Here is a 23,293-nt window from a genome sequence, read left to right as displayed (position 1 = left end):
GTGTGCACCGCAGCTCCACTGTGGGAGCGAGCTTGCTCCGGTCGGCATTCCGACGATGGCGTCAGTCCGGTCAATTCATTCCTCAGCGCTATGTACCACCACCAACAACTGCGCCTGAACCTCGCCCACCGAGCGGATCCGGTGCGGTTTCTGCGAGTTGAAGTGCAGCGCATCGCCACGGCTGAGCAGTACCCGCTCGTTGACGAAATCCACTTCCACCTGCCCCTCGTGAACGAATAGAAACTCTTCTCCAAGGTGCTCCTTGAAGGCTTTGTCGGTAAATTCTGTCGGCGGATAAATGATGAACGGCAACAAGCTGCGTTCGCTGACCTGATGGGCCAGCACCGCGTAACCCGGATTGTCGTCGCTGGCACCCAGTGGCTGACGCTCATGGCTGCGCACCAGGCTGTAGCTGTCGAGGCTGACCTTGTCTTCGGAAAACAGCTCCTCGACCTTCACGTTGAGTGCCTTGGCCAGTTTCAATGCGGCCGCAATCGACGGCGTGTTCAGGCCGCGTTCGACTTTTGACAGATAACTCTTGGTCATGCCGGATTTTTCCGCCAGTGCCTCAAGGGTTACGCCAAGTTTTTTTCTCAATAATTTCAAACGGATAGACATGTAGAACGATTAATCCATCAAGGAGGTGACGAATTGCCCTTGCTCATGACACAAGGTGTCATATATCATCTTTCGTGTCATATGCATGACCCAGCCAAAGAGGACACCGATATGGCCAAGACATTAGCACTGCCCAAGGATCAACTGGTCAAGCAAGCGCTGAGCCAGATGCAAAACACCCTCGCGGATAATACGTGGACCGACCGGCAAAAGCTGGCCCTGACCTGCCGCATTCTGTTCGAAAATGGCCATGACTCTGGCCTGGCCGGGCAAATCACCGCCCGCGGCCCGCAGCCTGGCACCTATTACACTCAACAACTGGGCCTGGGTTTCGACGAAATCACCGCGGGCAACCTGTTGCTGGTCAACGAAGACCTGGACGTGCTCGAAGGCCACGGCATGCCGAACCCGGCCAACCGCTTCCACAGCTGGGTGTACCGCGCCCGGCCGGATGTGAACTGCATCATTCACACCCACCCGACTCACGTCGCGGCGTTGTCGATGCTGGAAGTGCCGCTGCAGATCTCCCACATGGATCTCTGCCCGCTCTATGACGACTGCGCCTTTCTCGAAGGCTGGCCCGGTGTACCGGTGGGCAATGAAGAAGGTGAATTGATTGCCGGCGCCCTGGGCGACAAACGGGCGATCCTGCTTTCCCACCACGGCCAGTTGTCCACCGGCACCACCATCGAGGAGGCCTGTGTGATTGCCCAACTGATCGAACGCGCCGCCAGGTTGCAGCTGCTGGCGATGAGCGCCGGAACTATCAAGCCGATCATTCCCGAGCTGGGCCGTGAAGCCCATGACTGGATTGCCCGGCCCAAGCGTCACGCCGCCGCTTTCAACTACTACGCCCGGCAGAACCTGCGTCGACACGCCGATTGCCTGAACTGAACCCCAGACCTTTTTTGAACGGAGAGACACCATGTCCAGCGCCAACATTCACGGCATCATCGGCTACACCATCACCCCATTCACCGCCAACGGCGAGGGTGTTGATCTTGACGCGCTCGGGCGCTCCATCGACCGTTTGATCGACGGCGGCGTGCATTCCATCGCGCCACTGGGCAGCACTGGCGAAGGCGCTTACCTGAGCGACGCGGAGTGGGACCAGGTCGCCGAGTTCAGCATCAAGCACGTGGCCAAGCGTGTGCCGACCATCGTCAGCGTGTCCGACCTGACCACCGCCAAAGCGGTACGTCGCGCCCGTTTCGCCGAAGCCCATGGCGCCGACGTGGTGATGGTGCTGCCGACGTCATACTGGAAACTCAGCGAAGCGCAAATCCTCGCGCACTACCGCGCCATCGGCGACAGCATCGGCGTACCGATCATGCTCTACAACAACCCGGCCACCAGCGGCACCGACATGTCGGTGGACCTGATCCTGCGCATCGTCAAGGGCGTGGAAAACGTGACCATGGTCAAGGAGAGCACCGGCGACATCCAGCGCATGCATCAACTGTATCGCCTGGGCGAAGGTCAGGTGCCCTTCTACAACGGTTGCAACCCGCTGGCGCTGGAAGCCTTCGCGGCCGGGGCAAAAGGCTGGTGCACGGCAGCGCCGAACCTGATCCCGCAGCTCAATCTCGACCTGTACGACGCCGTGCTGGCCAACGACCTGAACAAGGCACGTGAACTGTTCTATCGCCAGTTGCCCTTGCTGGACTTCATTCTCAAGGGGGGGTTGCCAGCGACAATCAAGGCCGGTTTGCGCCAAACCGGGCTGGAGGTGGGTGATCCGCGGCTGCCGGTGTTTCCGCTGGATGACGAGGGTGTTAGTCAGCTGCAAGGCCTGCTGAAAGCCCTGCGTTGATCTCAAGGTCCACACAAACCTCTGTAGGAGCAAAGCTTGCTCGCGATGGAGTGTCAGTCGACATCAATGCAGCTGACATACCATCGCGAGCAAGCTTTGCTCCTACAGGGGGAATGTGTCGGATTCAGAGGACGGGAAGGGTTTTGTCCTTGATCACCTTGGTCGGGCCGTTCGCCTTCACACTGGCGATGCCTTTCTCCAGCGCGGATGCAGAGGAATAGGCTTCGCTGCTGCCGATAGTCTCGTGGTTACCCGCCTTGAGGTTGAAATAAGGATGGCCATCCTTGGTGGTTTTCTTCTCGTAGCGCTCATCGAGCGGGCTGTTGGCCTGCACCGACGCGATGCCTTTGTCTGCCGCGGCGCGGGTGCTGTACAACTCGCTGGTCAGAATGGTTTCGGCATTCGCCGCCTTCAGCACAAACCTGAACTGACCGCTGCTGCTCTTGCTCACTTCGTACCATCCGGACATGCTCTTTCTCCTTGGCGATTGAAAGGTTGCGCGCTTCAGAGTAAAGACCAGGCCAGTATTTTTGTCGCCTGTTCCGGCCTCATCGCAAAACCATCTACTTCACTACCGCGCGCACCACCGACAATTCGGGAGCAGCCACCCGCCGCTGACTCAAATACCGCGTACAACTCACCCGCAAGAACGAGGCAAAATTGACCACCTCGCCGCGGTAGTCCATGACCTCTTCATACAGCTTGGCAATCAGCTGGTTGGTGGTCATGCCGTCGGTCTCTGCGATTTCGCTGAGGATGTCCCAGAACTGATTCTCCAGCCGCAGGGTGGTGACCACCCCGCAAATGCGCAGCGAGCGGGAGCGCGATTCGTAGAGAATCGGGTCGGCTTTGACGTACAGCTCGCACATGGATGGGTCTCCCGTTACAGCGTGATTTTGGTGCCCAGCAAGCCGAGAAAACCGGCGAGCCAACTCGGGTGGGCAGGCCAGGCTGGTGCCGTCGCCAGATTGCCTTGAACATGGCCGTCCGTCACCGGGATATCGATAAACGTACCGCCCGCCAGGCGCACTTCTGGCGCACAGGCCGGGTAGGCGCTGCATTCACGCCCCTCGAGAATCCCGGCGGCGGCCAACAATTGTGCACCATGGCACACGGCGGCGATCGGCTTGCCGGCCTTGTCGAAATCGCGCACCAGTTCCAGGACTTTTTCATTCAGACGCAAGTACTCCGGCGCACGACCGCCCGGTATCAGCACGGCGTCGTAATCCGCCGCTTTGACCTTGGCAAAATCGAAGTTCAGGGCAAACAGGTGACCGGGTTTTTCGCTGTAGGTCTGGTCGCCTTCGAAGTCATGGATAGCGGTGCGCACGGTCTGGCCGGCGCTCTTGTCCGGGCAAACGGCATGCACCGTGTGACCGACCATCAGCAGGGCCTGGAACGGCACCATCACTTCATAGTCTTCGACGTAATCGCCAACCAGCATCAGAATTTTTTTCGCCGCCATGGGGAGGACTCCTCTGGGAAATGCATGGGCATGCAGGAGTATTCAAGGTAGTCCTTATCCGACCGGTCGGGTAACAACCGGCTACTACCTGATGGACCGCGTTATCGTTCATCGCGGGCAAGCCATGCTCCTACAGGTCCTGCGCCGTTCTCCAAATCGATGCGATACCTGTAGGAGCATGGCTTGCCCGCGAAGGCGTCCTTGAACTGTACGGATAATTCTGTGTCCAGCTGTAAGCGCCAAAAACAAGGGTTTATGGCTAGATGAAGGCACCTCCCATCCCCCAAGATTCTGGTTGCCATCATGTCCACCCGCGAAAACACCGGCATGGCCCTGGGCCTGCTCGGCGTTGTGATCTTCAGCCTCACCCTGCCCTTCACTCGCATCGTCGTGCAGGAACTGCATCCACTGCTCAACGGCCTGGGCCGGGCACTGTTCGCGGCGATTCCCGCGGCGTTGCTGTTGTTGTGGCGTCGTGAGAAATGGCCAACCTGGAAGCAGGTCAAAGGCCTGACGCTGGTTATTGCCGGGGTGATCCTCGGGTTCCCGGTCCTGTCGGCCTGGGCCATGCAAACCTTGCCGGCGTCCCATGGCGCACTGGTCAATGGCTTACAGCCACTGTGTGTGGCGCTGTACGCCGCGTGGCTGTCCCACGAACGCCCGTCGAAAGCCTTCTGGGCCTGCGCCGCGCTGGGCAGTGCACTGGTGCTCGGTTATGCGCTGATCAGCGGGGCCGGCAGCATTCAGGCCGGTGACCTGTTGATGCTCGGCGCGATTGCGGTGGGCGGCCTGGGGTACGCAGAGGGTGGCCGATTGGCCAAGGAAATGGGCGGCTGGCAAGTGATCTGCTGGGCGCTGGTGCTGTCGACGCCGCTGCTGGTCGGGCCGGTGCTGTACCTCGCGTTGCAACATCAGGGCGAGATTTCGGCCAAGACCTGGTGGGCCTTCGGCTACGTCTCGCTGTTTTCGCAATTCATCGGGTTCTTTGCCTGGTATGCCGGGCTGGCCATCGGTGGCATTGCCCGGGTCAGTCAGATCCAGCTGCTGCAGATTTTCTTCACCATCGGCTTTTCGGCGCTGTTCTTTGGCGAACACGTCGAGCCGATTACCTGGCTGTTTGCCGGCGGGGTGATCCTGACCGTCGTGCTGGGACGCAAGACGGCAGTCAAGCCCGCACGTATTGCCACGGCGTAAATCAGGCGGTAATTAGAGGTAACCGTCAGCCCGCAACAGGGTTTCCAGGCAATGCTCGGTGATGTGGTAGAACGCCTTGAGCTCCTGGATCTTCGCCAACAGCTGGGCCGGATCACCCGGCTCGGCACGCTTGACCGCCAGGATCATCTTGTTCTTGTTGGTGTGGTCCAGCGAAATGAACTCGAACACCTTGGTCTCGTAGCCGCAGGCTTCAAGGAACAGCGCACGCAAGCTGTCGGTGACCATTTCCGCCTGCTGTCCCAGGTGCAAGCCGTATTGCAGCATCGGCTTGAGCAATGCCGGGCTCTGGATTTGCAGGCGAATCTGTTTGTGACAGCACGGCGAGCACATGATGATCGAGGCACCGGAACGAATGCCGGTGTGAATCGCATAGTCCGTGGCGATGTCGCAGGCATGCAACGCGATCATCACATCCAGCTCGCTCGGTGCCACGCTGCGTACATCACCGCACTTGAAGACCAGCCCTGGATGCTCAAGCTTTGCCGCGGCGGTGTTGCACAGGGTGACCATGTCTTCACGCAACTCGACGCCGGTCACTTGCGCTTCGGCCTTCAGGGTATTGCGCAGATAGTCATGGATCGCAAAAGTCAGGTAACCCTTGCCGGAGCCGAAGTCTGCCACGCGGACCGGGCTGTCCAGCGCCAGTGGCGACGAGGTCAGCGCATGGCTGAAGACTTCGATGAACTTGTTGATCTGCTTCCACTTGCGCGACATCGCCGGGATCAATTCATGCTGCTTGTTGGTGACACCCAGGTCGGCGAGAAACGGCCGGTTCAGATCGAGAAAGCGGTTTTTCTCGCGGTTGTGCCCGGCGGACGGTACTTCGCGCAATTGCTGGGGTTTGCTCTTGAACAGCGAAGATTTGCCCTTTTTGCTGTATTCGAGCTGGGCTTCATCGGTCAATGACAACAAATGCGCGTTCTTGAACGATGCCGGCAACAAGCCTTTGATGACCGCCACACCTTCGGCCAATGACAAGTTCTTGGTGATGTCGCGGGTCTTGTACCGATAGACGAAGGACAGACAAGACTGCGCCTTGACCGACACCGGCTTGATGATGATCCGCTGCAGGTCCGCTTCATCGCCAGCGTACTTGGCCAGCACCAGCTTGATGAAGGCGTTCTGCTCCAGGCTCGATTGCAGCAGGTCGATGAACTGGGCGTGATGGTCCGGCGCGAGGCTGGCGGGAGTGGCGGTGACGGACATGGAAATACGGCCTCGGGCAGTACGAATCGGAGAATGCCCGGTATTTTAGGGGGGATGCGGGTTTTGGGCACGGGGTTATTTTTCGCAGGCCCGGTAATGCCCCCCAGACCTGCTTTGTATTCGCCGATACCTCACGGCTCCACCAGCCGAAGTTTGCGATTGCTCGGTGAATTGATCACATATCTGACGATCAATCCCACCGGTACGGCCCACGTCAGGCCGCTGGCCGGGTCAGTGATGACAGCGACGGTTTCGGAGCTTGCGCCGATGTCCAGGCGTCGTCGATCGTTGCAGGACTTGAGCTCCCCATAGGCGTGGCTGACCAGGCGCTCCGCCAGGTGCATCGGCACATCAATCCCTTGCAAGTGCTTCACGGCACGACAGAACAGCACCTGGTCATCAACGACCGCATCGCTTTCATGACGGGCCAGAAATGCCTGGGCAATGGCCAACAACTGCTCGTTCAAATCCTCGTCTTCAACAATTGCGCTCATATTCATGACTCCAGCGGCGCCGACGTCGTCGGTGCACTTGGCGCAACCGGCCGGGCGGCGCGCCGCAAGTCGGGTCCAGCGAAAGGCAAACGCACGGCGGGGTTAGGCATTCCACTGGGTGAGAGTTCGTGAGTCATTTCGAACTCGGCCCGAACCGACCAGCCGCAGGCTTCCGACGTGCATTGCAAGTAGGCCACCCGCAGGAAAATATGTCGGCCCTCGCTGGTGCGGATACGCATCCGGCTCAAGCAGTGCGGACACACCATTTTGTAAGTACTCATGCCTGGATCCCGCTGTTCATTGGGTGGTAATCAACATAATCAAACGCAATACTGCTGGAAGCGATGATCGCTGCAACCCGGCACTGCAAGTAACGCCCACCAGAAAAAAGAAAGTGCAATGAACAACGGCGCATTGGGTAAGAACCAAACATGTAGGAAATCCCCCTGCTACTATTAGGAAGTTTCGACATCAAATTCATCTGACTCATAGTTGAAGATTGATTACTCATTATAAAAAATACTCATTGCGCATACATTAAGCACTCAAACAGCATGTGTCAAAAGGAAGAGGCTCAAATTGCGTAGCAAAAAATCTCAGGCTGTTTTAGCGCGACTCAAGCAAATTACCGGCACAAAAAGCGATGCCTCTTTGTCTTCGGCGCTACAAGTCAGCCCGCAGACCCTCAGTAGCTGGAAGGGTCGCGACAGCACACCATACTCATTATGCGTAGACATCGCTCAATCGCGCGGCATTTCACTCGACTGGTTGTTGCTGGGTGAAGGACCGGTCCTGCGCCACAGCGCTGCTGCCAATGCCATTGAACACAATCAGGAAACGGCCACTCGGGAAAACACGATTATCGCGATGTGGCGATTGCTCAATGAAGAAGATCGCTGCGCTATACAAAATTCCTTGGAGGAAAAACGCCGCCTGCGTGAAATGGAACTCAAACTTTCAGAGATGGCGTCTATTCTGTCGACACTTCAACAGTCGAACGAAACATAATGTCATATGCTGTTTACTTGAAGGCACATCCCACCCGCGATGTTGCCAAGGCACCTAATGATGGCAAGTTAATACTCATCAGCCTCGTCCCTTGAGGCGCTCAATGATTTCACCCAAGCCAGCGCCGTCGACCCACTGCATGACCTTGACGCTGATGGGAATAATGATCAGCGCACACAGAAATGCCGTCACCCCAGCGGTCAGAAAAGGCGCCAGCGGCAGCGCGACGGGGGTAAACAGATAACCAACGCCCGCCGACAGCAACCAGGAGCCGATACGCTGCCAGGCCTTGAAGTCAACGCGAGTGGTGGTGACCAGCCACGCTCCGAGCGATGCACCGAACAGTGCTTCGCCATCAATCGCAGGCAGTGTCGCGATCCCCAATCCCAGCAGGAGTCCGCTGATACTGTTGTAGGCGGAATCAGTCAGGCTCATGGACACCTCGCTCATCGACGCTGTCGATGACAATGACTCCCGCCTCAATAGCTTTGAGCAAGGCGGCATGACGGGACCTGACAGCAAACTTGCGACGAATATTGGAAAAGTGGAAGTTGATCGTGGTTGGCGAGCAATTCTGGATCCTGGCGATTTCCCACGAAGTCTTGCCTCTGAAGCACCACATTAAGGCTTGTATTTCTTTCGCCGTCAGATGTACCGACGGTACGTTTCCCTCGCCGTCGGGCGCGGCACCGGCAAAAGAGTCGAGCGGTAGATGCATTGACATAAGTACTCCCTCTACGTCAGAACGCCCGTCACAGGGCGCTCGCTATTGGAGGGAGATGTTGAAGACTGAACAGAAGCCAAACAACTTGCCGCAGTTGTACCGCCAAGCGTTACAAAAGTGTTCGTCCGAACAGCCCTAGCCGAGCACGACCAAGCGGTTTGGCAGCTCGTTGCGCACATGCGTCACCGGAACGTGCACCTTGAGCAACTCGCCGCACGCCTCGACGCAGGCGACAAAGCCCTGCAACGTCTGGCCCTGTCGCACCTGCCGGGTGAACGCCGCGACAATCGCGTCCCAATTGCTGTTGTCCAGCCGACTGGAAATACCCTCATCCACCAGGATTTCCACATAGCGCTCGGCTTCAGAGACGAAAATCAGGATTCCGGTGCTGCCCACCGTGTGGTGCAGGTTCTGTTCCAGGAATTGCCGGCGCGCCAGGTTCGACGCGCGCCAGTGACGCACCGAACGCGGAATCAGGTGTGTGGTGATTTTCGGTATCCGCAATACCAGGCACAGCACGATGAAGGTGATCCATTGCACCAGCAGCAGACTGTGCAGGGTCAGCCAGCCCGTCAGGTAATGCACGATACCCGGGAGCACCAGTGCCAGCAGGCTGGCCCAGAGCAGCGGAATGTACACATAGTCGTCGGCGCGGGCCGCGAGCACAGTGACCAGTTCCGCGTCGGTGTCGCGCTCGACCCGGGCGATCGCTTCGGCGACCTTACGTTGTTCGTGTTCAGTCAGTAATGCCATGTGATTGAATGCCTGCTCGCTATTGTTTTTATCTGCTGTGTCATTACCAGCCGCCCGACGAACCGCCGCCACCGAAACTGCCCCCTCCGCCGCTGAAGCCCCCGCCGCCACCGCCGCCGAAGCCACCGCCACCAAAACCGCCACCGGAACCACCGGAGCCGCCACGACCAGCAGGAAGGATACCGAGCATCTGGCAAACAAATACTGTCAGGATGAACAACAACACCAGGAACACGAACAACCCCGGATGCCGCGACATGAAATCAGCACTCGGATCGCCGCTGGACTCATAGACCGTCGAGGGCTCGTCCAGGGGATTGCCGCCCAGTACCACCAGCATCGCCGCCACCCCGTCGCTGATGCCTTTACTGAAATTGCCAGCCTTGAACGCCGGGGTGATGACCTGATGGATGATCACCGAACTCTGGGCGTCGGTCAGGCGATCTTCCAGGCCATAGCCGACTTCGATGCGCAGTTTGCGCTCATCACGGGCAACAATCAGTAACGCGCCGTTGTTCTTGTCTTTCTGGCCGATACCCCAGTAGCGGCCCAGTTGATAGCCGAAATCGGCGATGTCGGTGCCCTGCAAGTCCGCAAGGGTGACCACCACCAGCTGCTCACCGGTGACTTTCTCATGGGCCTGCAACTGCTGAACCAGCTGCTCGCGCACCGATGGCTCGATCATCTGGGCGTTATCCACCACCCGCCCGGTCAGCTCCGGGAACTTCAATTGGGCCTGGACCGCCAGGGCAAGCACCCACAGCAACAACACCAGGCCGATCTTCAACGCTCGCATTGGCAACCTCGCAACCCCGGTATTTATCCGCCATCAAAAATTCAGAATTTGACCTCGGGTGGCTTCTCCGACCCCGGCGTGGCCTCAAAGGTCTCGCGTTCCGGCAGGTTGCTGTACATCACGCTGTGCCACAGGCGACCGGGGAACGTGCGGATCTCGGTATTGTATTTCTGCACCGCCAGGATGAAGTCGCGTCGGGCCACGCTGATCCGGTTCTCGGTGCCTTCAAGCTGCGATTGCAGGGCCAGGAAGTTCTGGTTGGCCTTCAGGTCCGGATAGCGCTCGGACACCACCATCAGGCGGCTCAAGGCGCCGCTGAGTTGATCCTGGGCCTGTTGGTACTGCTTGAGCTTTTCCGGGTTGTCGAGCGTAGAGGCATCAACCTGGATCGAGGTGGCCTTGGCCCTGGCTTCGATCACCGCAGTCAGGGTTTCCTTTTCATGCGCGGCATAGCCCTTGACGGTTTCCACCAGGTTGGGAATCAGGTCGGCACGGCGCTGATACTGGTTCTGCACCTGACCCCAGGCAGCCTTGGCCTGTTCATCGAGGGTCGGGATGTTGTTGATGCCGCAGGCGCTCAGCAACGTGGCCAGCATGAGCAACGTGGCGGCTTGCAGGCTCGACCGGTAAGACTGTCGTACATTCATCAGAGTGATGCTCCCTTCACATTTCATGGAAAAAACAACCGGCGACCCTCTCGGCCGGCTCTTCGGGCATAATCGGCGCGGCACTGGATTGCGTCGGGACAAATGGGCTAAAAGATGCCCTGCGCAAAAGCCGCATCCGGCGTTCGGCTGCCGTTTTCGGCTGTCGCTTTTTGAGTCAGCTCCCGAACAACAATAGTCGCTCCCTAAATTTTGGCTGGCCGGCGTGTACATCGCCGCTTGGGCCCTTGAGAAAACTATTCATGAATAAGCTGTGTTTGCTGGGCCTGTTCGTCAGCCTGGCCAGTCATAACGTACTGGCCGCCACGACGCCCGCACCTCTGGAGAACAAGGACGCCTTCGTCAGCAACCTGATGAAGCAGATGACCCTCGATGAAAAAATCGGCCAGTTGCGCCTGATCAGCATCGGCCCGGAAATGCCCCGGGAGCTGATTCGCAAGGAAATCGCAGCGGGCAACATCGGCGGTACGTTCAACTCGATCACCCGCCCGGAAAACCGTCCGATGCAGGATGCGGCGATGCGCAGCCGGTTGAAGATCCCGATGTTCTTCGCCTACGACGTGATCCACGGCCACCGCACCATTTTCCCGATCCCGCTGGCCCTGGCCTCGAGTTGGGACATGGACGCCATCGGTCTGTCCGGACGCATCGCCGCCAAGGAAGCCGCGGCTGACAGCCTCGACCTCACCTTCGCGCCAATGGTCGACATCTCTCGCGACCCGCGCTGGGGCCGTACATCCGAAGGCTTTGGCGAAGACACCTACCTGGTGTCACGCATTGCCGGGGTGATGGTCAAGGCGTTCCAGGGCTCCGGCGCGAACGCGGCCGACAGCATCATGGCCAGCGTCAAGCATTTCGCCCTGTATGGCGCAGTCGAGGGCGGTCGCGACTACAACGTGGTCGACATGAGCCCGGTCAAGATGTACCAGGACTACCTGCCGCCGTACCGCGCCGCGATTGACGCCGGCGCTGGCGGGGTAATGGTCGCGCTGAACTCGATCAACGGCGTGCCGGCCACCGCCAACACCTGGCTGATGAACGACCTGTTGCGCAAGGAATGGGGCTTCAAGGGCCTGGCGGTCAGCGACCATGGAGCGATTTTCGAGCTGATCAAGCACGGCGTCGCCGCTGACGGTCGCGAAGCCGCGAAGCTGGCGATCAAGGCCGGCATCCACATGAGCATGAACGACACGCTCTACGGCAAGGAACTGCCAGGGCTGTTGAAGGCTGGCGAGATTGAGCAGAGTGATATCGACAACGCCGTGCGCGCGGTGCTCGACGCCAAGTACGACATGGGCCTGTTCAAGGACCCGTACCTGCGCATCGGCAAGGCCGAGGATGACCCGGCCGACACCAACGCCGACAGCCGCCTGCACCGTGCCGAGGCCCGTGATGTGGCGCGCCGCAGCATGGTGTTGCTGAAAAACCAGGGCGAAACCCTGCCGCTGGAGAAAACCGCAAAAATTGCCCTGGTCGGCCCGCTGGCCAAGGCGCCGATCGACATGATGGGCAGTTGGGCCGCCAACGGTCGCCCTGCGCAGTCGGTGACCCTGTTCGATGGCATGACCACCGCACTCGGTGCGCAATCGACGCTGATCTATGCCCGTGGCGCCAACATCACCAGCGACAAGAAGGCGCTGGATTACCTGAACTTCCTCAACTTCGATGCCCCGGAAGTGGTGGATGATCCGCGCTCGGCGCAAGTACTGATCGATGAAGCGGTGAAAGCCGCCAAGGAGGCCGATGTGGTGGTGGCCGCTGTGGGCGAGTCCCGTGGCATGTCCCACGAGTCGTCGAGCCGCACCGACCTGAACATCCCGGAAAACCAGCGGGAGTTGATCCGCGCCCTGAAAGCCACCGGCAAACCGCTGGTGCTGGTGCTGATGAACGGCCGTCCGCTGTCGATTCTTCAGGAGAAGGAGCAGGCCGACGCGATCCTGGAAACCTGGTTCAGCGGTACCGAAGGTGGCAACGCCATCGCCGACGTGCTGTTTGGCGATTACAACCCGTCGGGCAAACTGCCGATCACCATCCCGCGTTCGGTGGGGCAGATTCCGACTTACTACAACCACCTGAGCATTGGCCGGCCGTTCACACCGGGCAAGCCGGGCAACTACACCTCGCAGTACTTCGATGACACCACCGGCCCACTGTTTCCGTTCGGTTTCGGCTTGAGCTACACCGATTTCAGCCTGAGCGACATGGCCTTGTCGTCGACCACCCTGAACAAGACCGGCAAGCTCGATGCCAGCGTGGTGCTGAAGAACACCGGCAAGCGTGACGGCGAAACCGTGGTGCAGTTGTACATCCAGGACGAGACCGGCTCGATGATTCGGCCGGTGAAGGAGCTGAAGAGTTTCCAAAAAATCATGCTCAAGGCCGGAGAACAGAAAGTCGTGCACTTCACCATCACCGAAGACGACCTGAAGTTCTACAACACCCAGCTCAAGTACGCGGCGGAACCGGGCAAGTTCAACGTGCAGATCGGCCTGGATTCGCAGGATGTGACGCAGCAGAGCTTTGAACTGCTGTAATCCCCGAGCACTGATCGTTCCCACGCGCAGCAAAGGAATGCCTCAAGGGACGCTCCGCGTCCAGTGACGCGGAGCGTCACGGGCTGCATTCCCACGCGGAGCGTGGGAACGATCTGGATCACTAACCCCTCCGATCCAGCAGATTGACCACCAACCGATCCACCCACCCCCACACCCTCTGCTTGACCCGCTTCCACAGCGGCCGGCGTTGCCATGCCTCCAGGCTGACTTCCTGGCTCAGCGAGAAGTCCTTCTCGAAGCTCGCCACCACGTCACGGGTCAATCCAGGGTCCAGTGCTTCAAGATTGGCCTCCAGGTTGAAACGCAAATTCCAGTGGTCGAAGTTGCACGAACCGATGCTCACCCAGTCATCGATCAGGACCATTTTCAGATGCAGGAAACACGGCTGGTACTCGAAAATCTTCACCCCGGACTTGAGCAATCGCGGGTAGTAGCGATGCCCGGCGTAACGCACCGACGGGTGATCGGTGCGTGGTCCGGTCAACAGCAGCCGCACATCGACACCCCGGGAGGCCGCGCGGCGCAGTGATCGGCGGACTTTCCAGGTCGGTAGAAAATACGGGGTAGCCAGCCAGATCCGCTTCTGTCCGCTGTTCAATGCACGAATCAGCGATTGCAGGATGTCCCGGTGCTGGCGGGCGTCGGCATAGGCGACCCGGCCCATGCCCTCGCCCATGGCAGGCACGCGGGGCAGGCGCGGCAGACCGAAATGCGAGGACGGTCGCCAGGCGCGACGATGGCGGTTGGCGATCCATTGGCGGTCGAACAGCAATTGCCAGTCGAGCACCAGCGGGCCGGTGATTTCCACCATCACTTCGTGCCACTCGCTGACGTCTTCGTTCGGTGTCCAGAATTCATCGGTCACGCCGGTGCCACCGACCACTGCCATGCTCTGGTCCACCAGCAGCAGCTTGCGGTGATCGCGGTAGAAATTGCCGACCCAGCGCCGCCAGCTCAGGCGATTGTAGAAGCGCAGTTCGACGCCGGCGGCCATGAGCCGCTGGCGCAGGGTCAGGGAAAAGGCGAGGCTGCCATAGTCATCGAACAGGCAGCGCACCCGCACACCGCGCTCGGCGGCCTGGACCAGTGCCTGAACCATGGCTTCGGCGCAGGCGCCCGCCTCCACCAGGTACAGCTCAAGCTCGACCTGTTCTTCGGCGCGAGCAATCGCCACCAGCATGCGTGGGAAGAATTGCGGACCGTCGACCAGCAACTCGAAGCGATTGCCTTCACGCCAGGGAAAGATCGGGCCGGCCATGTCAACGTGCCGTGAAGATCAGCACCGCACCCACCGGCACCGACAGACTGATGGCCGACAGGCCGGCGACCTTGCGCAGCGCTTCCAGGCCGGGTGCCAGATCGAAGTCTTGGGCATTGATCACCACCGGTTCCAAAGTCACCACCTGGAAACGCCGGTCATCGAGGCGGGTGGCCAGCAGTTCGGCGTTGTAGGTGTGTTGCTTGCCATGCAGGTCGACGGTCAGCGGCAGGCGTAACTCCAGTTGCGCACCGGGGGCGAGGTCGTTGATCGGCCGCAGGTCGATTTGCGTGGTGATCAGGGCTTCGGGAAAGGTCTGGATGTCGAACAGGTCCTTGCGCATGCGTTCATCGCGCAGCGGAATGCCGCTGTTGACCGATTCCAGCTCGACTTCTACCTCGGCCTTCCCGCTGGGATCGACTTTGCCGTGCAACACCAGAAAGCGCTGCACTTCGGAAACATTGGTGTTTTTGGTGCTGACGAAAGACAGCCGCGAGGATTCGCCGTCCAGATACCAGTTGGCCTGGGCCGACAGCGAAGCGCCAGCCAACAGCAGGCAGGCGAGGGTTTTGGTGACAGACCGCTTGAACATAGAAACTCGTGGGGCAGATAAACCTGTGCTGAACCTTAACTGCCCTGACACAGGTTGCAAACTTTCTTCGAGTGCACCGCATCTCCTGTGGCGAGGGGATTTATCCCCGTTGGAGTGCGAAGCGCTCCTGAAACCACGCAATGAGTTGTATCAGACAGACTGCATTTACAGGTTTTAGCGCTGCTACGCAGCGCAACGGGGCGGTGCGACGTTTCGCTAAATCCCCTCGCCACAAAGAGCGTCACCCTATTCAGGGCTGCAAGCGACAGCCCTGATGCTCGCCGATCCACGCGGCGCTGTTGCTGCGACCCAGGCCGCTGACGGTGATGCGCTTGCTGGCGGCGTCATCGGTAAAACCGCTGGTGGGCAGCCACTGCTTTACATAGCTGTGGCAGTACTCGGTGTCGTTACCCATCACGTAGCGGCATGAGCAATATTCCTTCGCGGTGTAGGCGCTGATGATGTCGGGGAACGCCCACAGCGCCACTCGCTCGTGCCAGATCCAGCCGAGCAAGGCGAGCAACAGGACCAGCAGCAGTGAACTGAAGGGACGGCGACGAATGAAACCGCTCATGGCTGCTCCCTCCCGGCAAACGCCTTGAGCGCAAGCCTGAGCAATTCGTTGTGCCGGTAGCTGCCGTCGCGGTCATCGCCGTAACGTACGATCACCAGGTTCGCACCGGGAATCACGTACATTGCCTGACCCCAATGACCCAGCGCGGCGAAGGTGTCGGCGGGAGCATCGGGCCAGGGTCGGGCGCCGCCGTCTGCTGCACGATTGAGCCACCAGTGGCCGCCGGGCACCGCATCATCCTGGTTGGCGCGATAGCGAGCGAAGGGTTCGCGATTGAAGGCAACCCAGTCCTTGGGCAGCAGTTGTATATCGCCCCAGCGACCGTCCCGCGCCATCAACAGACCGATGCGGGCCAGATCCCGAGCGTTGAGGTAGGCATAGGACGAGGCGACGAAGGTTCCCGCAGCGTCGGTTTCCCAGATCGCTCGGCGAATACCCAGAGGTTCGAACAGCGCGGTCCACGGATAGTCCGCGTAGCGCTGCGCACCGACGATGGTTTTCAATGCGGCGGACAGCAGATTCGTGTCGCCACTGGAATAACGAAACGCCTGCCCCGGTGCGGCGTAGCTGCCGTGATCGGCAGTGAAGACGGCCATGTCCCGGTGACCCCGGGTGTAGAGCATGGCCACCACCGAGGATTTAAGCGGTGCGTATTCGTAATCTTCCTGCCAGTCGAGGCCGGAAGCCCAGTGCAGCAGGTCGGCCATGGTCAGGTCCGGGTGTTTTTGCAATGGCGGATAGAATTTGGCCACCGGGTCCTGGAGCTTGAACCGGCCTTCACCATAGGCCACGCCGAGGACCGTGGCCATCAGGCTTTTGCTGATGGACCAAGTGAGATGCGGCGTCTCGGCGGTGGTCGGGCCGGCGTAGCGCTCGTAGATCAGCTGGCCATCGCGGATTACCAGCAAGGCGTCGGTACGGATGCCTTGGCGGGTGGTGTCGTCGCGGGATGGAAAGGCGTAATGCTCCAGGGCTTCAAGCGCTGGCCCGGTGACGGTCGGGCCGGACGACCATTGCTCGGTGGGCCAGTTTTCAGCGTGGGCCGTGAGGCTGAGCAGCAGCATGAAAAACAGGGACAGGCCTTTGGGCATGGCGGGGGCTCGTGGGGAATAACCTGCTGATCCTAGCCCAGTTAAATGACACTCCCGAGATCCCTGTGTAGGGGGATCGTCATATTCCTGCTAGTGCCTTGGCCAAGCGCTTGCCCCGCGCCCCCGCTGCCAGATCCATCACCGCCTGATCCCGCTGCCACATTGCCGCCCACTCCGGCGGTCCTTCGACCAACGCCTGATTCACTTCAGCCTTGAGCCCCTCGAACTGCGCAAACAACCCACCGAGCAACACATGCCCCGCCGGACTGACGGGGGGTTGTCGACTGACTTCCGCACACCCGGCCAGCAGCGCCAGCAAACGCAACTGCAAGGCCTGCGGCCAGTCACTGTCCTGACCGACGCCATACAGCCAGGCGGTCATGGCGCTCAATACATAGATGTCTTCCAGCGTTCGGAACGGCTTGACGTAGGCATCCCAGCCATCCCCCGCGAGCAATTCGCACAGTGCGTTATCCAGAAACAAGCGGCCATGGCTGATGTCCGGCATCAACGGCATCGGCGGCAGTTTTTCCACCCGCACGCCCGGCTCATCGGGGTAGACCACCGCCAGGCTCAGGCGCGCAGTGTCGCCGGGCTGTTCACTGCGGGCGGCAATCAGCAGCCAGTCGGCGGCATCGCCTGCGGTGACAAAATCCTTGCGTCCGCTCAAGCGCAAATCGTGCAGACGGGTCTGCATGTCAGCCACCCGCAGGCTGCGTTGCTCGGTCGCGCACAACGCGCCAAGGCTCAACGGTGCGCTTGGCCACAGCATGCGCAACGCCGCCTGATAGCCCACCAGAAACGCCAGCCCGGGCGTCGCCATCATGCGTGCACCGACCACGGCCAGTTCAAACGGAGTGACGTTGCCCAGCTGCTGCAACAACGTTGCGAACCCCTCGCCCAGATCCGGGTTGGCGGGCAAGCGAGCGTGGCGGTTCAACAGGGTTTGCCAGGGCATAAAAGGCTCCTTGTGGGCTGTCATACAAGCATCACCAAAGCTTCATGGCGATGACACCGGGGCTACATAGCCTGACTTTGCACAACACGGCTGGATAAAGAAAGTCGATTCGCTGTAACCCCAAGACGGGTAAGCAGCCCGCACGGAGATTCGCCATGACTCAGATCGCCCGCATCAGCGACACCGGCAACGAACGCCGCCTGCAAGCCGAACGTCTGATAGGCGCCGAGGCTTTGCAGCAAGCCCAGGCCTTGCGCTTCAACGTGTTCAGCGGCGAATTCAACGCCAGGCTGAAAGGTGCGGAGTTGGGTCTGGACATGGACGACTACGATGTTCACTGCACCCACATCGGCGTGCGCGACCTGAACACCGGGCGCCTGGTGGCGACCACCCGACTGCTCGACCACACCGCCGCCAGTAGCCTGGGCAAGTTCTACAGCGAAGAAGAATTCAGCCTGCACGGCCTGATCCATCTGCAAGGCCCGATCCTGGAAATCGGTCGCACCTGCGTCGACCCGGCCTACCGCAACGGCGGCACCATCGCCGTGCTCTGGGGTGAGCTGGCGGAAGTGTTGAACCAGGGCGGATACAGCTACTTGATGGGGTGCGCAAGCATTCCGATGCAGGACGGCGGGATCCAGGCCCACGCGATCATGCAGCGCCTGCGTGAACGTTACCTGTGCACCGAACACTTGCGGGCCGAACCGAAAAAACCGCTGCCGGCGCTGGATATTCCCTCGAACGTGATCGCCGAAATGCCGCCGCTGCTCAAGGCCTACATGCGCCTGGGCGCGAAGATTTGCGGCGAGCCGTGCTGGGACGAAGATTTCCAGGTGGCCGATGTGTTCATCCTGCTCAAGCGCGACGAACTCTGCCCGCGTTACGCCAAACACTTCAAGGCGGCTGTGTAATGCGTCGCTTGCGCGTGTACGCGCGAATTGCCCGGGTGTTGCTGGTGGTCGGGCTTGGCTTGGGCATGGCAACCGTGTTTGGTGTCTTCGAGCGGCTGGGGCTGGCCCATTCGATGGAACGCCGCCAGCGCTGGTCGCGGTTTTTCATGGCGCGCCTGAGCAACGCCCTGCCCTTCGACGTCTCGGTGCACGGCAAGCTGCCGAAAGCGCCGATGCTGTGGGTCAGCAACCATGTCTCCTGGACCGACATACCGTTGCTGGGCATGCTCACACCGCTGTCGTTCCTGTCCAAGGCCGAAGTGCGCACCTGGCCCGTCGCGGGCTGGCTGGCAGCCAAGGCCGGCAGCCTGTTTATCCGTCGCGGTTCGGGTGACAGCCAGTTGATCCGCAAACAGATGACCCGCCACCTGGCGCACGCCCACCCGCTGCTGATGTTCCCGGAGGGCACCACCACTGACGGCCGCTCGCTACGCACTTTCCATGGTCGCTTGCTGTCAGCCGCCATCGACTCCGAAGTGGCGCTGCAACCGGTGGCTATTCGATATGTGCGCAACGGCGAGCCCGATACACTGGCGCCGTTCATTGGTGATGATGATTTGTTGTCGCACTTGATGCGCCTGTTTGCCAATGACCGGGGCGCGGTAGAGATTCACCTGCTCAAGCCGATTGCTTGCGAAGGTCGTGAGCGCGCGGCCCTTGCGTTCGAGGCGCAGCAGGCGGTGCAGAAGGCGTTGTTTGGTGAAGTGGCGAAACCTGTCGAGCCACGGCGTGCCGGCGAACTGATCGCCGCGTAACCCCTTTTCTGTAGGCGCAAAGCTTGCTCGCGATGGGATCACCACGGTTCAACTGATGACCGCGTTATCGTTCATCGCGAGCAAGCTTTGCTCCTACAGGATCGGGTATCAGCGGTTTTGTGCGAAATCCTGAAGCTGCGGATAGAACAACCTGAAGTCCTCGCTCAGCGGCTCATATAACACCCGCAGTTCCTGCATCGCAGCGGCCAGTTCTTCCGGCCGGGTCAAGCGCCGTGAAATCCCCCGCAACACCTGCTCCAGCACTTCGAACTCGCGGTAAGACCCCAACCAGTCATTGGCCACCATGTGCGGCGCGATTTTCGCCAGGCGTTCCGGCAGTTGAGATTGGGTGGACAGCACCCGGTACACGTCCGAGGTAAATAGCTCCAGCGGCCGGTCCGCGTAGAGCACCCAGTCCCGCGCCAGGCAATGATCGAAAAACACATCGAGCACGATCCCGGCGTAGCGCCGGCGCGTCAGGGAAAACCGTGACAACGCGGCATCCACCAGCGGATGACGGTCGGTAAATACGTCGATGCTGCGATGCAGCTGGATGGCCGCTTCGATCTCCGGATCGAACTGCCCTTGCAGCCGCCCTTTGACGAAATCGCCATACAGACTGCCGAGTAATTGACCGGGACGCTGGCCACCGAGGTGAAGATGTGCGAGATAGTTCATGGGCGCAGCTTAGCACTGCCCCATTGTTTCTTTACAGCCCACATATCGTTATAACCCGATATACCGATTTACTCGGTCATCAGACCAAAATCATATTGGTATATCGCGAAATACCGATTTAAAGTTCGCTTCATCGCGATATAGCGTTTTACTGATCACGAGCCCCCAACCATGAACCTTGAACTCGACGAAATAATAAAAGCCCTGGCGCACCCGGTACGGCGAGAAATCCTGCACTGGCTGAAAAATCCGGACGTCGAATTTCCAGACCAGTCCCACAGCAACGAGCACGGCGTCTGCGCCGGGCAGATCGATCAACGTTGCGGTTTGTCGCAGTCCACTGTGTCCGCGCACCTGGCAACCCTGCAACGCGCCGGCCTGATCAGCAGCCGCAAAGTCGGCCAGTGGCATTTCTTTAAACGTAATGAGGAAACCATTCAGGAGTTCCTCAAAATCTTCAGCAAAGAGCTCTGACCCTGTGGGGGCGTTCTCAATTGGTTTTCACGCAGCGCCAGCCAAACCAATTGAGAACGCCCCCCACGTCAGCCAGCCGAAAAGGATTTAGACCATGCCCCTCTCGCTACTCATATTGGCCTTGAGCGCCTTCGCCATCGGCACCACCGAGTTCGTCATCATGGGCTTGCTGCCCGACGTGGCCGCCGACCTGGGTGTCTCGATCCCCGGCGCCGGCTGGCTGGTGACCGGTTACGCCCTGGGCGTGGCCATTGGTGCGCCGTTCATGGCACTGGCCACCGCCCGACTGCCGCGCAAGGCCGCCCTGGTGGCGCTGATGGGCATTTTTATTGTCGGCAACCTGCTCTGCGCGGTGGCCAGTGACTACAACGTGCTGATGTTTGCCCGTGTGGTAACGGCGCTGTGCCACGGCGCATTCTTCGGCATCGGTTCGGTGGTGGCGGCAGGCCTGGTGCCAGCCAACAAACGCGCCTCGGCCGTGGCCCTGATGTTCACCGGCCTGACCCTGGCCAACGTCCTCGGCGTGCCGCTTGGCACCGCGCTCGGTCAACAAGCCGGTTGGCGCTCGACCTTCTGGGCGGTGACCGTGATCGGCGTGATTGCGCTGATCGGCCTGATTCGCTTCCTGCCGGCCAAGCGCGATGAAGAAAAACTCGACATGCGCGCCGAGCTGCGCGCCCTCAAGGGCGCCGGTATCTGGTTGTCCCTGAGCATGACCGCACTGTTCGCCGCCTCGGTATTCACCCTGTTCACTTATGTGGCGCCATTGCTGGGCGAAGTCACCGGCGTTTCGCCCCGAGGCGTGACCTGGACCCTGATGCTTATCGGCCTGGGCCTGACCGTCGGCAACATCATCGGCGGCAAGCTGGCGGACAAGGGCCTGGCAGCAACGCTGATCGGCGTCTTCATCGCGATGGCCGTGGTGTCCACGGTGCTGACCTGGACCAGCGTCGCGCTGATCCCGACCGAAATCACCCTGTTCCTCTGGGCCACCGCTTGTTTCGCCGCCGTGCCTGCCCTGCAAGTGAACGTGGTGACCTACGGCAAGGCCGCACCGAACCTGGTCTCGACCCTGAACATCGGCGCATTCAACGTCGGCAACGCCCTGGGCGCCTGGGTCGGCGGCAGCGTCATCGCCCACGGTTTCGGCCTGACCAGCGTACCCCTCGCGGCAGCCGTACTGGCGGTACTCGCCCTGCTAGTGACCCTGATTACTTTCCGTCAGAGCGGCAATCCCGAACTGGCCCCCGCTACCAACTGATCTCCAAAAGAGAGCTATTTGATGACCACTATTTTCGATCCGATCAAACTGGGCGACCTCGAGTTGGCCAACCGCATCATCATGGCCCCGCTGACCCGCTGCCGCGCCGACGAAGGCCGTGTACCGAATGCACTGATGGCCGAGTACTACGTACAACGTGCCTCGGCTGGACTGATCCTCAGCGAGGCCACTTCGGTCACGCCGATGGGCGTCGGCTACCCGGACACCCCGGGTATCTGGTCCAACGACCAGGTGCGCGGCTGGACCAACGTGACCAAGGCGATCCACGGTGCGGGCGGCAAGATTTTCCTGCAACTGTGGCACGTGGGTCGTGTATCGCATCCGTCGTACCTGGGCGGTGAAGCACCGGTCGCACCAAGCGCCATCCAGCCAAAAGGTCACGTCAGCCTGGTTCGTCCACTGTCCGACTACCCGACCCCGCGCGCCTTGGAAACCGCTGAAATCGCCGACATCGTCGACGCTTACCGCACCGGTGCAGAGAACGCCAAGGCAGCTGGTTTTGACGGCGTGGAAATCCACGGCGCCAACGGTTACCTGCTCGACCAGTTCCTGCAAAGCAGCACCAACCAGCGCACCGACCAATACGGTGGCTCCCTGGAGAACCGTGCCCGCCTGTTGCTGGAAGTGACCGACGCCGCGATCGAAGTCTGGGGCGCCGGCCGCGTCGGTGTGCACCTGGCACCGCGCGCCGACTCCCATGACATGGGTGACGACAACCTGGCCGAAACCTTCACCTACGTCGCTCGTGAACTGGGTAAACGTGGCATCGCGTTCATCTGCTCGCGCGAGAAAGAAGGCGCCGACAGCCTCGGCCCGCAGATCAAGGAAGCCTTCGGCGGCCCGTACATCGTCAACGAGCGCTTTACCAAGGACAGCGCCAATGCCTGGCTGGCCAGCGGCAAGGCTGATGCGGTCGCCTTCGGCGTGCCGTTCATTGCCAACCCGGATTTGCCGGCGCGCCTGAAAGCGGATGCGCCGCTGAACGAAGCGCGTCCGGAGCTGTTCTACGCCAAAGGTCCGGTTGGTTATATCGACTACCCGACGCTGTAACCGCTTCCCGTAGAAATGCAAAAGCCCCGATTCGAAAGAGGAGGGGCTTTTTTGTAAAAATTCATGCACGTAAAAAAGCCGAGTACGAACGTAATGCTGTTCACTTAATTGTGAGCCCCACATTTGTGGCGAGGGGATTTATCCCCGTTGGGTCGCGAAGCGGCCCCAATCCGGACAACTCGGTCTGTTTGAACGGTCGCTGGGAGCCGCTTCGCAGCCCAACGGGATAAATCCCCTCGCCACAGGTTTCTTCTTCGCCTGAACATATTCTTAAGTGAACAAACGGTTGGTCGCTCGGCATTCACCCTTTCTCACCGAC

At 60.2% G+C, this 23,293-nt stretch carries 29 protein-coding genes; 10 read left to right on the top strand and 19 right to left on the bottom strand.

All coding sequences use genetic code 11. The annotated features are described in order from the left end of the window. Positions 1–75 precede the first annotated feature (75 nt). Complete coding sequence (locus tag ACA058_RS06705; RefSeq protein ID WP_497638397.1) at positions 76–618, bottom strand: helix-turn-helix domain-containing protein; 543 nt, start codon at positions 616–618, stop codon at positions 76–78. A 111-nt stretch (positions 619–729) separates the two neighbouring features. Here ACA058_RS06705 and ACA058_RS06700 point away from each other — a divergent pair, with 111 nt between their 5' ends. Together ACA058_RS06700 and ACA058_RS06695 are read left to right on the top strand one after the other, a co-directional pair. Then, positions 730–1,512 (top strand): aldolase, encoded by a 783-nt coding sequence (locus ACA058_RS06700; RefSeq protein WP_497638396.1) that lies wholly within the window; start codon positions 730–732, stop codon positions 1,510–1,512. Between the two features lie 31 nt (positions 1,513–1,543). Next, a complete protein-coding gene (locus tag ACA058_RS06695; RefSeq protein ID WP_497638395.1) occupies positions 1,544–2,431 on the top strand; it encodes a dihydrodipicolinate synthase family protein in 888 nt (295 codons plus the stop codon). A gap of 124 nt (positions 2,432–2,555) precedes the next feature. On the opposite strand, the gene ACA058_RS06690 is transcribed toward ACA058_RS06695, so the two are convergent. The 3 genes from ACA058_RS06690 to ACA058_RS06680 form a co-directional block, all read right to left on the bottom strand. Continuing rightward, the gene (locus tag ACA058_RS06690; protein ID WP_497638393.1) at positions 2,556–2,900 is read right to left on the bottom strand and encodes a YegP family protein; all 345 of its coding nucleotides are present in this window, start codon (positions 2,898–2,900) and stop codon (positions 2,556–2,558) included. Between the two features lie 94 nt (positions 2,901–2,994). Continuing rightward, positions 2,995–3,300, bottom strand: a complete 306-nt coding sequence (locus tag ACA058_RS06685) for a ribbon-helix-helix domain-containing protein (RefSeq protein WP_180203085.1) — start codon at positions 3,298–3,300, stop codon at positions 2,995–2,997. 14 nt (positions 3,301–3,314) lie between these two features. Next, positions 3,315–3,896: a DJ-1/PfpI family protein gene (locus ACA058_RS06680; RefSeq protein ID WP_008055591.1), complete on the bottom strand. Its 582-nt coding sequence runs from the start codon at positions 3,894–3,896 to the stop codon at positions 3,315–3,317. A gap of 303 nt (positions 3,897–4,199) precedes the next feature. On the opposite strand from ACA058_RS06680, the gene ACA058_RS06675 reads away from it, so the two are divergent. Further along, positions 4,200–5,090, top strand: a complete 891-nt coding sequence (locus ACA058_RS06675; RefSeq protein ID WP_497638392.1) for a DMT family transporter — start codon at positions 4,200–4,202, stop codon at positions 5,088–5,090. 12 nt (positions 5,091–5,102) lie between these two features. On the opposite strand, the gene ACA058_RS06670 is transcribed toward ACA058_RS06675, so the two are convergent. The 4 genes from ACA058_RS06670 to ACA058_RS06655 form a co-directional block, all read right to left on the bottom strand. Next, on the bottom strand, positions 5,103–6,317 hold the full coding sequence (locus tag ACA058_RS06670) for a class I SAM-dependent methyltransferase (RefSeq protein ID WP_497638391.1): 1,215 nt from the start codon (positions 6,315–6,317) through the stop codon (positions 5,103–5,105). A 131-nt stretch (positions 6,318–6,448) separates the two neighbouring features. Beyond that, on the bottom strand, positions 6,449–6,811 hold the full coding sequence (locus ACA058_RS06665; RefSeq protein WP_497638390.1) for a hypothetical protein: 363 nt from the start codon (positions 6,809–6,811) through the stop codon (positions 6,449–6,451). 2 nt (positions 6,812–6,813) lie between these two features. Next, complete coding sequence (locus ACA058_RS06660) at positions 6,814–7,092, bottom strand: Ogr/Delta-like zinc finger protein (RefSeq protein WP_497638389.1); 279 nt, start codon at positions 7,090–7,092, stop codon at positions 6,814–6,816. Continuing rightward, the gene (locus ACA058_RS06655; RefSeq protein ID WP_497638388.1) at positions 7,089–7,322 is read right to left on the bottom strand and encodes a hypothetical protein; all 234 of its coding nucleotides are present in this window, start codon (positions 7,320–7,322) and stop codon (positions 7,089–7,091) included. Before ACA058_RS06655 ends, ACA058_RS06660 begins: the two co-directional genes overlap by 4 nt. A 68-nt stretch (positions 7,323–7,390) precedes the next feature. Here ACA058_RS06655 and ACA058_RS06650 point away from each other — a divergent pair, with 68 nt between their 5' ends. Beyond that, positions 7,391–7,819 carry a helix-turn-helix domain-containing protein gene (locus tag ACA058_RS06650; protein WP_497638387.1) on the top strand — a complete coding sequence of 143 codons (429 nt, stop codon included), beginning with the start codon at positions 7,391–7,393 and terminating at the stop codon, positions 7,817–7,819. 78 nt (positions 7,820–7,897) lie between these two features. On the opposite strand, the gene ACA058_RS06645 is transcribed toward ACA058_RS06650, so the two are convergent. From ACA058_RS06645 to ACA058_RS06625, 5 genes are all read right to left on the bottom strand, one after another. Further along, complete coding sequence (locus ACA058_RS06645) at positions 7,898–8,254, bottom strand: putative holin (protein WP_497638386.1); 357 nt, start codon at positions 8,252–8,254, stop codon at positions 7,898–7,900. Continuing rightward, the gene (locus ACA058_RS06640; RefSeq protein WP_497638385.1) at positions 8,241–8,543 is read right to left on the bottom strand and encodes a helix-turn-helix domain-containing protein; all 303 of its coding nucleotides are present in this window, start codon (positions 8,541–8,543) and stop codon (positions 8,241–8,243) included. The genes ACA058_RS06645 and ACA058_RS06640 overlap by 14 nt, the downstream gene beginning before the upstream one ends. A 135-nt stretch (positions 8,544–8,678) precedes the next feature. After that, positions 8,679–9,296, bottom strand: coding sequence for a TPM domain-containing protein (locus ACA058_RS06635; protein WP_497638383.1), 618 nt, complete (start codon positions 9,294–9,296; stop codon positions 8,679–8,681). A 43-nt stretch (positions 9,297–9,339) separates the two neighbouring features. Then, a complete protein-coding gene (locus ACA058_RS06630) occupies positions 9,340–10,092 on the bottom strand; it encodes a TPM domain-containing protein (RefSeq protein WP_497638382.1) in 753 nt (250 codons plus the stop codon). A gap of 41 nt (positions 10,093–10,133) precedes the next feature. Then, positions 10,134–10,739: a LemA family protein gene (locus tag ACA058_RS06625; RefSeq protein WP_497638381.1), complete on the bottom strand. Its 606-nt coding sequence runs from the start codon at positions 10,737–10,739 to the stop codon at positions 10,134–10,136. A 260-nt stretch (positions 10,740–10,999) separates the two neighbouring features. On the opposite strand from ACA058_RS06625, the gene bglX reads away from it, so the two are divergent. Continuing rightward, positions 11,000–13,291 carry a beta-glucosidase BglX gene (bglX, locus tag ACA058_RS06620; RefSeq protein ID WP_497638380.1) on the top strand — a complete coding sequence of 764 codons (2,292 nt, stop codon included), beginning with the start codon at positions 11,000–11,002 and terminating at the stop codon, positions 13,289–13,291. Positions 13,292–13,412: 121 nt separating this feature from the next. Here the strand turns inward: bglX and ACA058_RS06615 are convergent, their stop codons facing one another. The 5 genes from ACA058_RS06615 to ACA058_RS06595 all read right to left on the bottom strand — a co-directional run bounded on the left by ACA058_RS06615 (position 13,413) and on the right by ACA058_RS06595 (position 17,785). Beyond that, positions 13,413–14,570 (bottom strand): phospholipase D-like domain-containing protein, encoded by a 1,158-nt coding sequence (locus ACA058_RS06615; RefSeq protein WP_497638379.1) that lies wholly within the window; start codon positions 14,568–14,570, stop codon positions 13,413–13,415. A gap of 1 nt (position 14,571) precedes the next feature. Further along, positions 14,572–15,162, bottom strand: coding sequence for a YceI family protein (locus ACA058_RS06610; RefSeq protein ID WP_497638378.1), 591 nt, complete (start codon positions 15,160–15,162; stop codon positions 14,572–14,574). A gap of 250 nt (positions 15,163–15,412) precedes the next feature. Further along, on the bottom strand, positions 15,413–15,736 hold the full coding sequence (locus ACA058_RS06605) for an amidase (protein WP_497638377.1): 324 nt from the start codon (positions 15,734–15,736) through the stop codon (positions 15,413–15,415). Next, complete coding sequence (locus ACA058_RS06600; RefSeq protein WP_497638376.1) at positions 15,733–16,827, bottom strand: serine hydrolase domain-containing protein; 1,095 nt, start codon at positions 16,825–16,827, stop codon at positions 15,733–15,735. Before ACA058_RS06600 ends, ACA058_RS06605 begins: the two co-directional genes overlap by 4 nt. A gap of 79 nt (positions 16,828–16,906) precedes the next feature. Then, positions 16,907–17,785, bottom strand: a complete 879-nt coding sequence (locus ACA058_RS06595; protein ID WP_497638375.1) for an acyl-CoA dehydrogenase family protein — start codon at positions 17,783–17,785, stop codon at positions 16,907–16,909. A gap of 155 nt (positions 17,786–17,940) precedes the next feature. On the opposite strand from ACA058_RS06595, the gene olsB reads away from it, so the two are divergent. Beyond that, positions 17,941–18,696, top strand: coding sequence for an L-ornithine N(alpha)-acyltransferase (gene olsB / locus ACA058_RS06590; RefSeq protein ID WP_497638374.1), 756 nt, complete (start codon positions 17,941–17,943; stop codon positions 18,694–18,696). Then, the gene (locus ACA058_RS06585) at positions 18,696–19,490 is read left to right on the top strand and encodes a lysophospholipid acyltransferase family protein (RefSeq protein WP_497638373.1); all 795 of its coding nucleotides are present in this window, start codon (positions 18,696–18,698) and stop codon (positions 19,488–19,490) included. Before olsB ends, ACA058_RS06585 begins: the two co-directional genes overlap by 1 nt. 108 nt (positions 19,491–19,598) lie before the next feature. Here ACA058_RS06585 and ACA058_RS06580 read toward each other — a convergent pair whose 3' ends face one another. Continuing rightward, positions 19,599–20,168: an acyl carrier protein phosphodiesterase gene (locus ACA058_RS06580; protein WP_497638372.1), complete on the bottom strand. Its 570-nt coding sequence runs from the start codon at positions 20,166–20,168 to the stop codon at positions 19,599–19,601. A gap of 171 nt (positions 20,169–20,339) precedes the next feature. Here ACA058_RS06580 and ACA058_RS06575 point away from each other — a divergent pair, with 171 nt between their 5' ends. The 3 genes from ACA058_RS06575 (at position 20,340) to ACA058_RS06565 (ending at position 22,974) form a co-directional block, all read left to right on the top strand. Beyond that, entirely contained in the window at positions 20,340–20,642 is a 303-nt protein-coding gene (locus tag ACA058_RS06575; RefSeq protein ID WP_034146718.1) for an ArsR/SmtB family transcription factor, read from the top strand. A gap of 94 nt (positions 20,643–20,736) precedes the next feature. Next, positions 20,737–21,903, top strand: coding sequence for an MFS transporter (locus ACA058_RS06570; RefSeq protein WP_497638370.1), 1,167 nt, complete (start codon positions 20,737–20,739; stop codon positions 21,901–21,903). Between the two features lie 21 nt (positions 21,904–21,924). Next, entirely contained in the window at positions 21,925–22,974 is a 1,050-nt protein-coding gene (locus tag ACA058_RS06565) for an alkene reductase (protein ID WP_497638369.1), read from the top strand. Positions 22,975–23,293 lie beyond the last annotated feature (319 nt).

The organism is Pseudomonas sp. LBUM1649 (assembly GCF_059716155.1).
This window is presented reverse-complemented; position numbering and strand designations above follow the sequence as displayed.

Bases quoted from the DNA above. Each gene is read 5' to 3' on its own strand.
- ACA058_RS06595 (WP_497638375.1), bottom strand. From the start codon at position 17,785: ATGCCCTGGCAAACCCTGTTGAACCGCCACGCTCGCTTGCCCGCCAAC.
- ACA058_RS06600 (WP_497638376.1), bottom strand. From the start codon at position 16,827: ATGCCCAAAGGCCTGTCCCTGTTTTTCATGCTGCTGCTCAGCCTCACG.
- ACA058_RS06670 (WP_497638391.1), bottom strand. From the start codon at position 6,317: ATGTCCGTCACCGCCACTCCCGCCAGCCTCGCGCCGGACCATCACGCC.
- ACA058_RS06625 (WP_497638381.1), bottom strand. From the start codon at position 10,739: ATGAATGTACGACAGTCTTACCGGTCGAGCCTGCAAGCCGCCACGTTG.
- ACA058_RS06655 (WP_497638388.1), bottom strand. From the start codon at position 7,322: ATGAGTAATCAATCTTCAACTATGAGTCAGATGAATTTGATGTCGAAA.
- ACA058_RS06675 (WP_497638392.1), top strand. From the start codon at position 4,200: ATGTCCACCCGCGAAAACACCGGCATGGCCCTGGGCCTGCTCGGCGTT.
- ACA058_RS06610 (WP_497638378.1), bottom strand. From the start codon at position 15,162: ATGTTCAAGCGGTCTGTCACCAAAACCCTCGCCTGCCTGCTGTTGGCT.
- ACA058_RS06660 (WP_497638389.1), bottom strand. From the start codon at position 7,092: ATGAGTACTTACAAAATGGTGTGTCCGCACTGCTTGAGCCGGATGCGT.
- ACA058_RS06665 (WP_497638390.1), bottom strand. From the start codon at position 6,811: ATGAGCGCAATTGTTGAAGACGAGGATTTGAACGAGCAGTTGTTGGCC.
- ACA058_RS06635 (WP_497638383.1), bottom strand. From the start codon at position 9,296: ATGGCATTACTGACTGAACACGAACAACGTAAGGTCGCCGAAGCGATC.
- ACA058_RS06705 (WP_497638397.1), bottom strand. From the start codon at position 618: ATGTCTATCCGTTTGAAATTATTGAGAAAAAAACTTGGCGTAACCCTT.
- ACA058_RS06585 (WP_497638373.1), top strand. From the start codon at position 18,696: ATGCGTCGCTTGCGCGTGTACGCGCGAATTGCCCGGGTGTTGCTGGTG.
- ACA058_RS06640 (WP_497638385.1), bottom strand. From the start codon at position 8,543: ATGTCAATGCATCTACCGCTCGACTCTTTTGCCGGTGCCGCGCCCGAC.
- ACA058_RS06685 (WP_180203085.1), bottom strand. From the start codon at position 3,300: ATGTGCGAGCTGTACGTCAAAGCCGACCCGATTCTCTACGAATCGCGC.
- ACA058_RS06570 (WP_497638370.1), top strand. From the start codon at position 20,737: ATGCCCCTCTCGCTACTCATATTGGCCTTGAGCGCCTTCGCCATCGGC.
- ACA058_RS06645 (WP_497638386.1), bottom strand. From the start codon at position 8,254: ATGAGCCTGACTGATTCCGCCTACAACAGTATCAGCGGACTCCTGCTG.
- ACA058_RS06580 (WP_497638372.1), bottom strand. From the start codon at position 20,168: ATGAACTATCTCGCACATCTTCACCTCGGTGGCCAGCGTCCCGGTCAA.
- ACA058_RS06680 (WP_008055591.1), bottom strand. From the start codon at position 3,896: ATGGCGGCGAAAAAAATTCTGATGCTGGTTGGCGATTACGTCGAAGAC.
- ACA058_RS06630 (WP_497638382.1), bottom strand. From the start codon at position 10,092: ATGCGAGCGTTGAAGATCGGCCTGGTGTTGTTGCTGTGGGTGCTTGCC.
- ACA058_RS06690 (WP_497638393.1), bottom strand. From the start codon at position 2,900: ATGTCCGGATGGTACGAAGTGAGCAAGAGCAGCAGCGGTCAGTTCAGG.
- ACA058_RS06565 (WP_497638369.1), top strand. From the start codon at position 21,925: ATGACCACTATTTTCGATCCGATCAAACTGGGCGACCTCGAGTTGGCC.
- ACA058_RS06695 (WP_497638395.1), top strand. From the start codon at position 1,544: ATGTCCAGCGCCAACATTCACGGCATCATCGGCTACACCATCACCCCA.
- ACA058_RS06575 (WP_034146718.1), top strand. From the start codon at position 20,340: ATGAACCTTGAACTCGACGAAATAATAAAAGCCCTGGCGCACCCGGTA.
- ACA058_RS06700 (WP_497638396.1), top strand. From the start codon at position 730: ATGGCCAAGACATTAGCACTGCCCAAGGATCAACTGGTCAAGCAAGCG.
- ACA058_RS06615 (WP_497638379.1), bottom strand. From the start codon at position 14,570: ATGGCCGGCCCGATCTTTCCCTGGCGTGAAGGCAATCGCTTCGAGTTG.
- olsB (WP_497638374.1), top strand. From the start codon at position 17,941: ATGACTCAGATCGCCCGCATCAGCGACACCGGCAACGAACGCCGCCTG.
- bglX (WP_497638380.1), top strand. From the start codon at position 11,000: ATGAATAAGCTGTGTTTGCTGGGCCTGTTCGTCAGCCTGGCCAGTCAT.
- ACA058_RS06605 (WP_497638377.1), bottom strand. From the start codon at position 15,736: ATGAGCGGTTTCATTCGTCGCCGTCCCTTCAGTTCACTGCTGCTGGTC.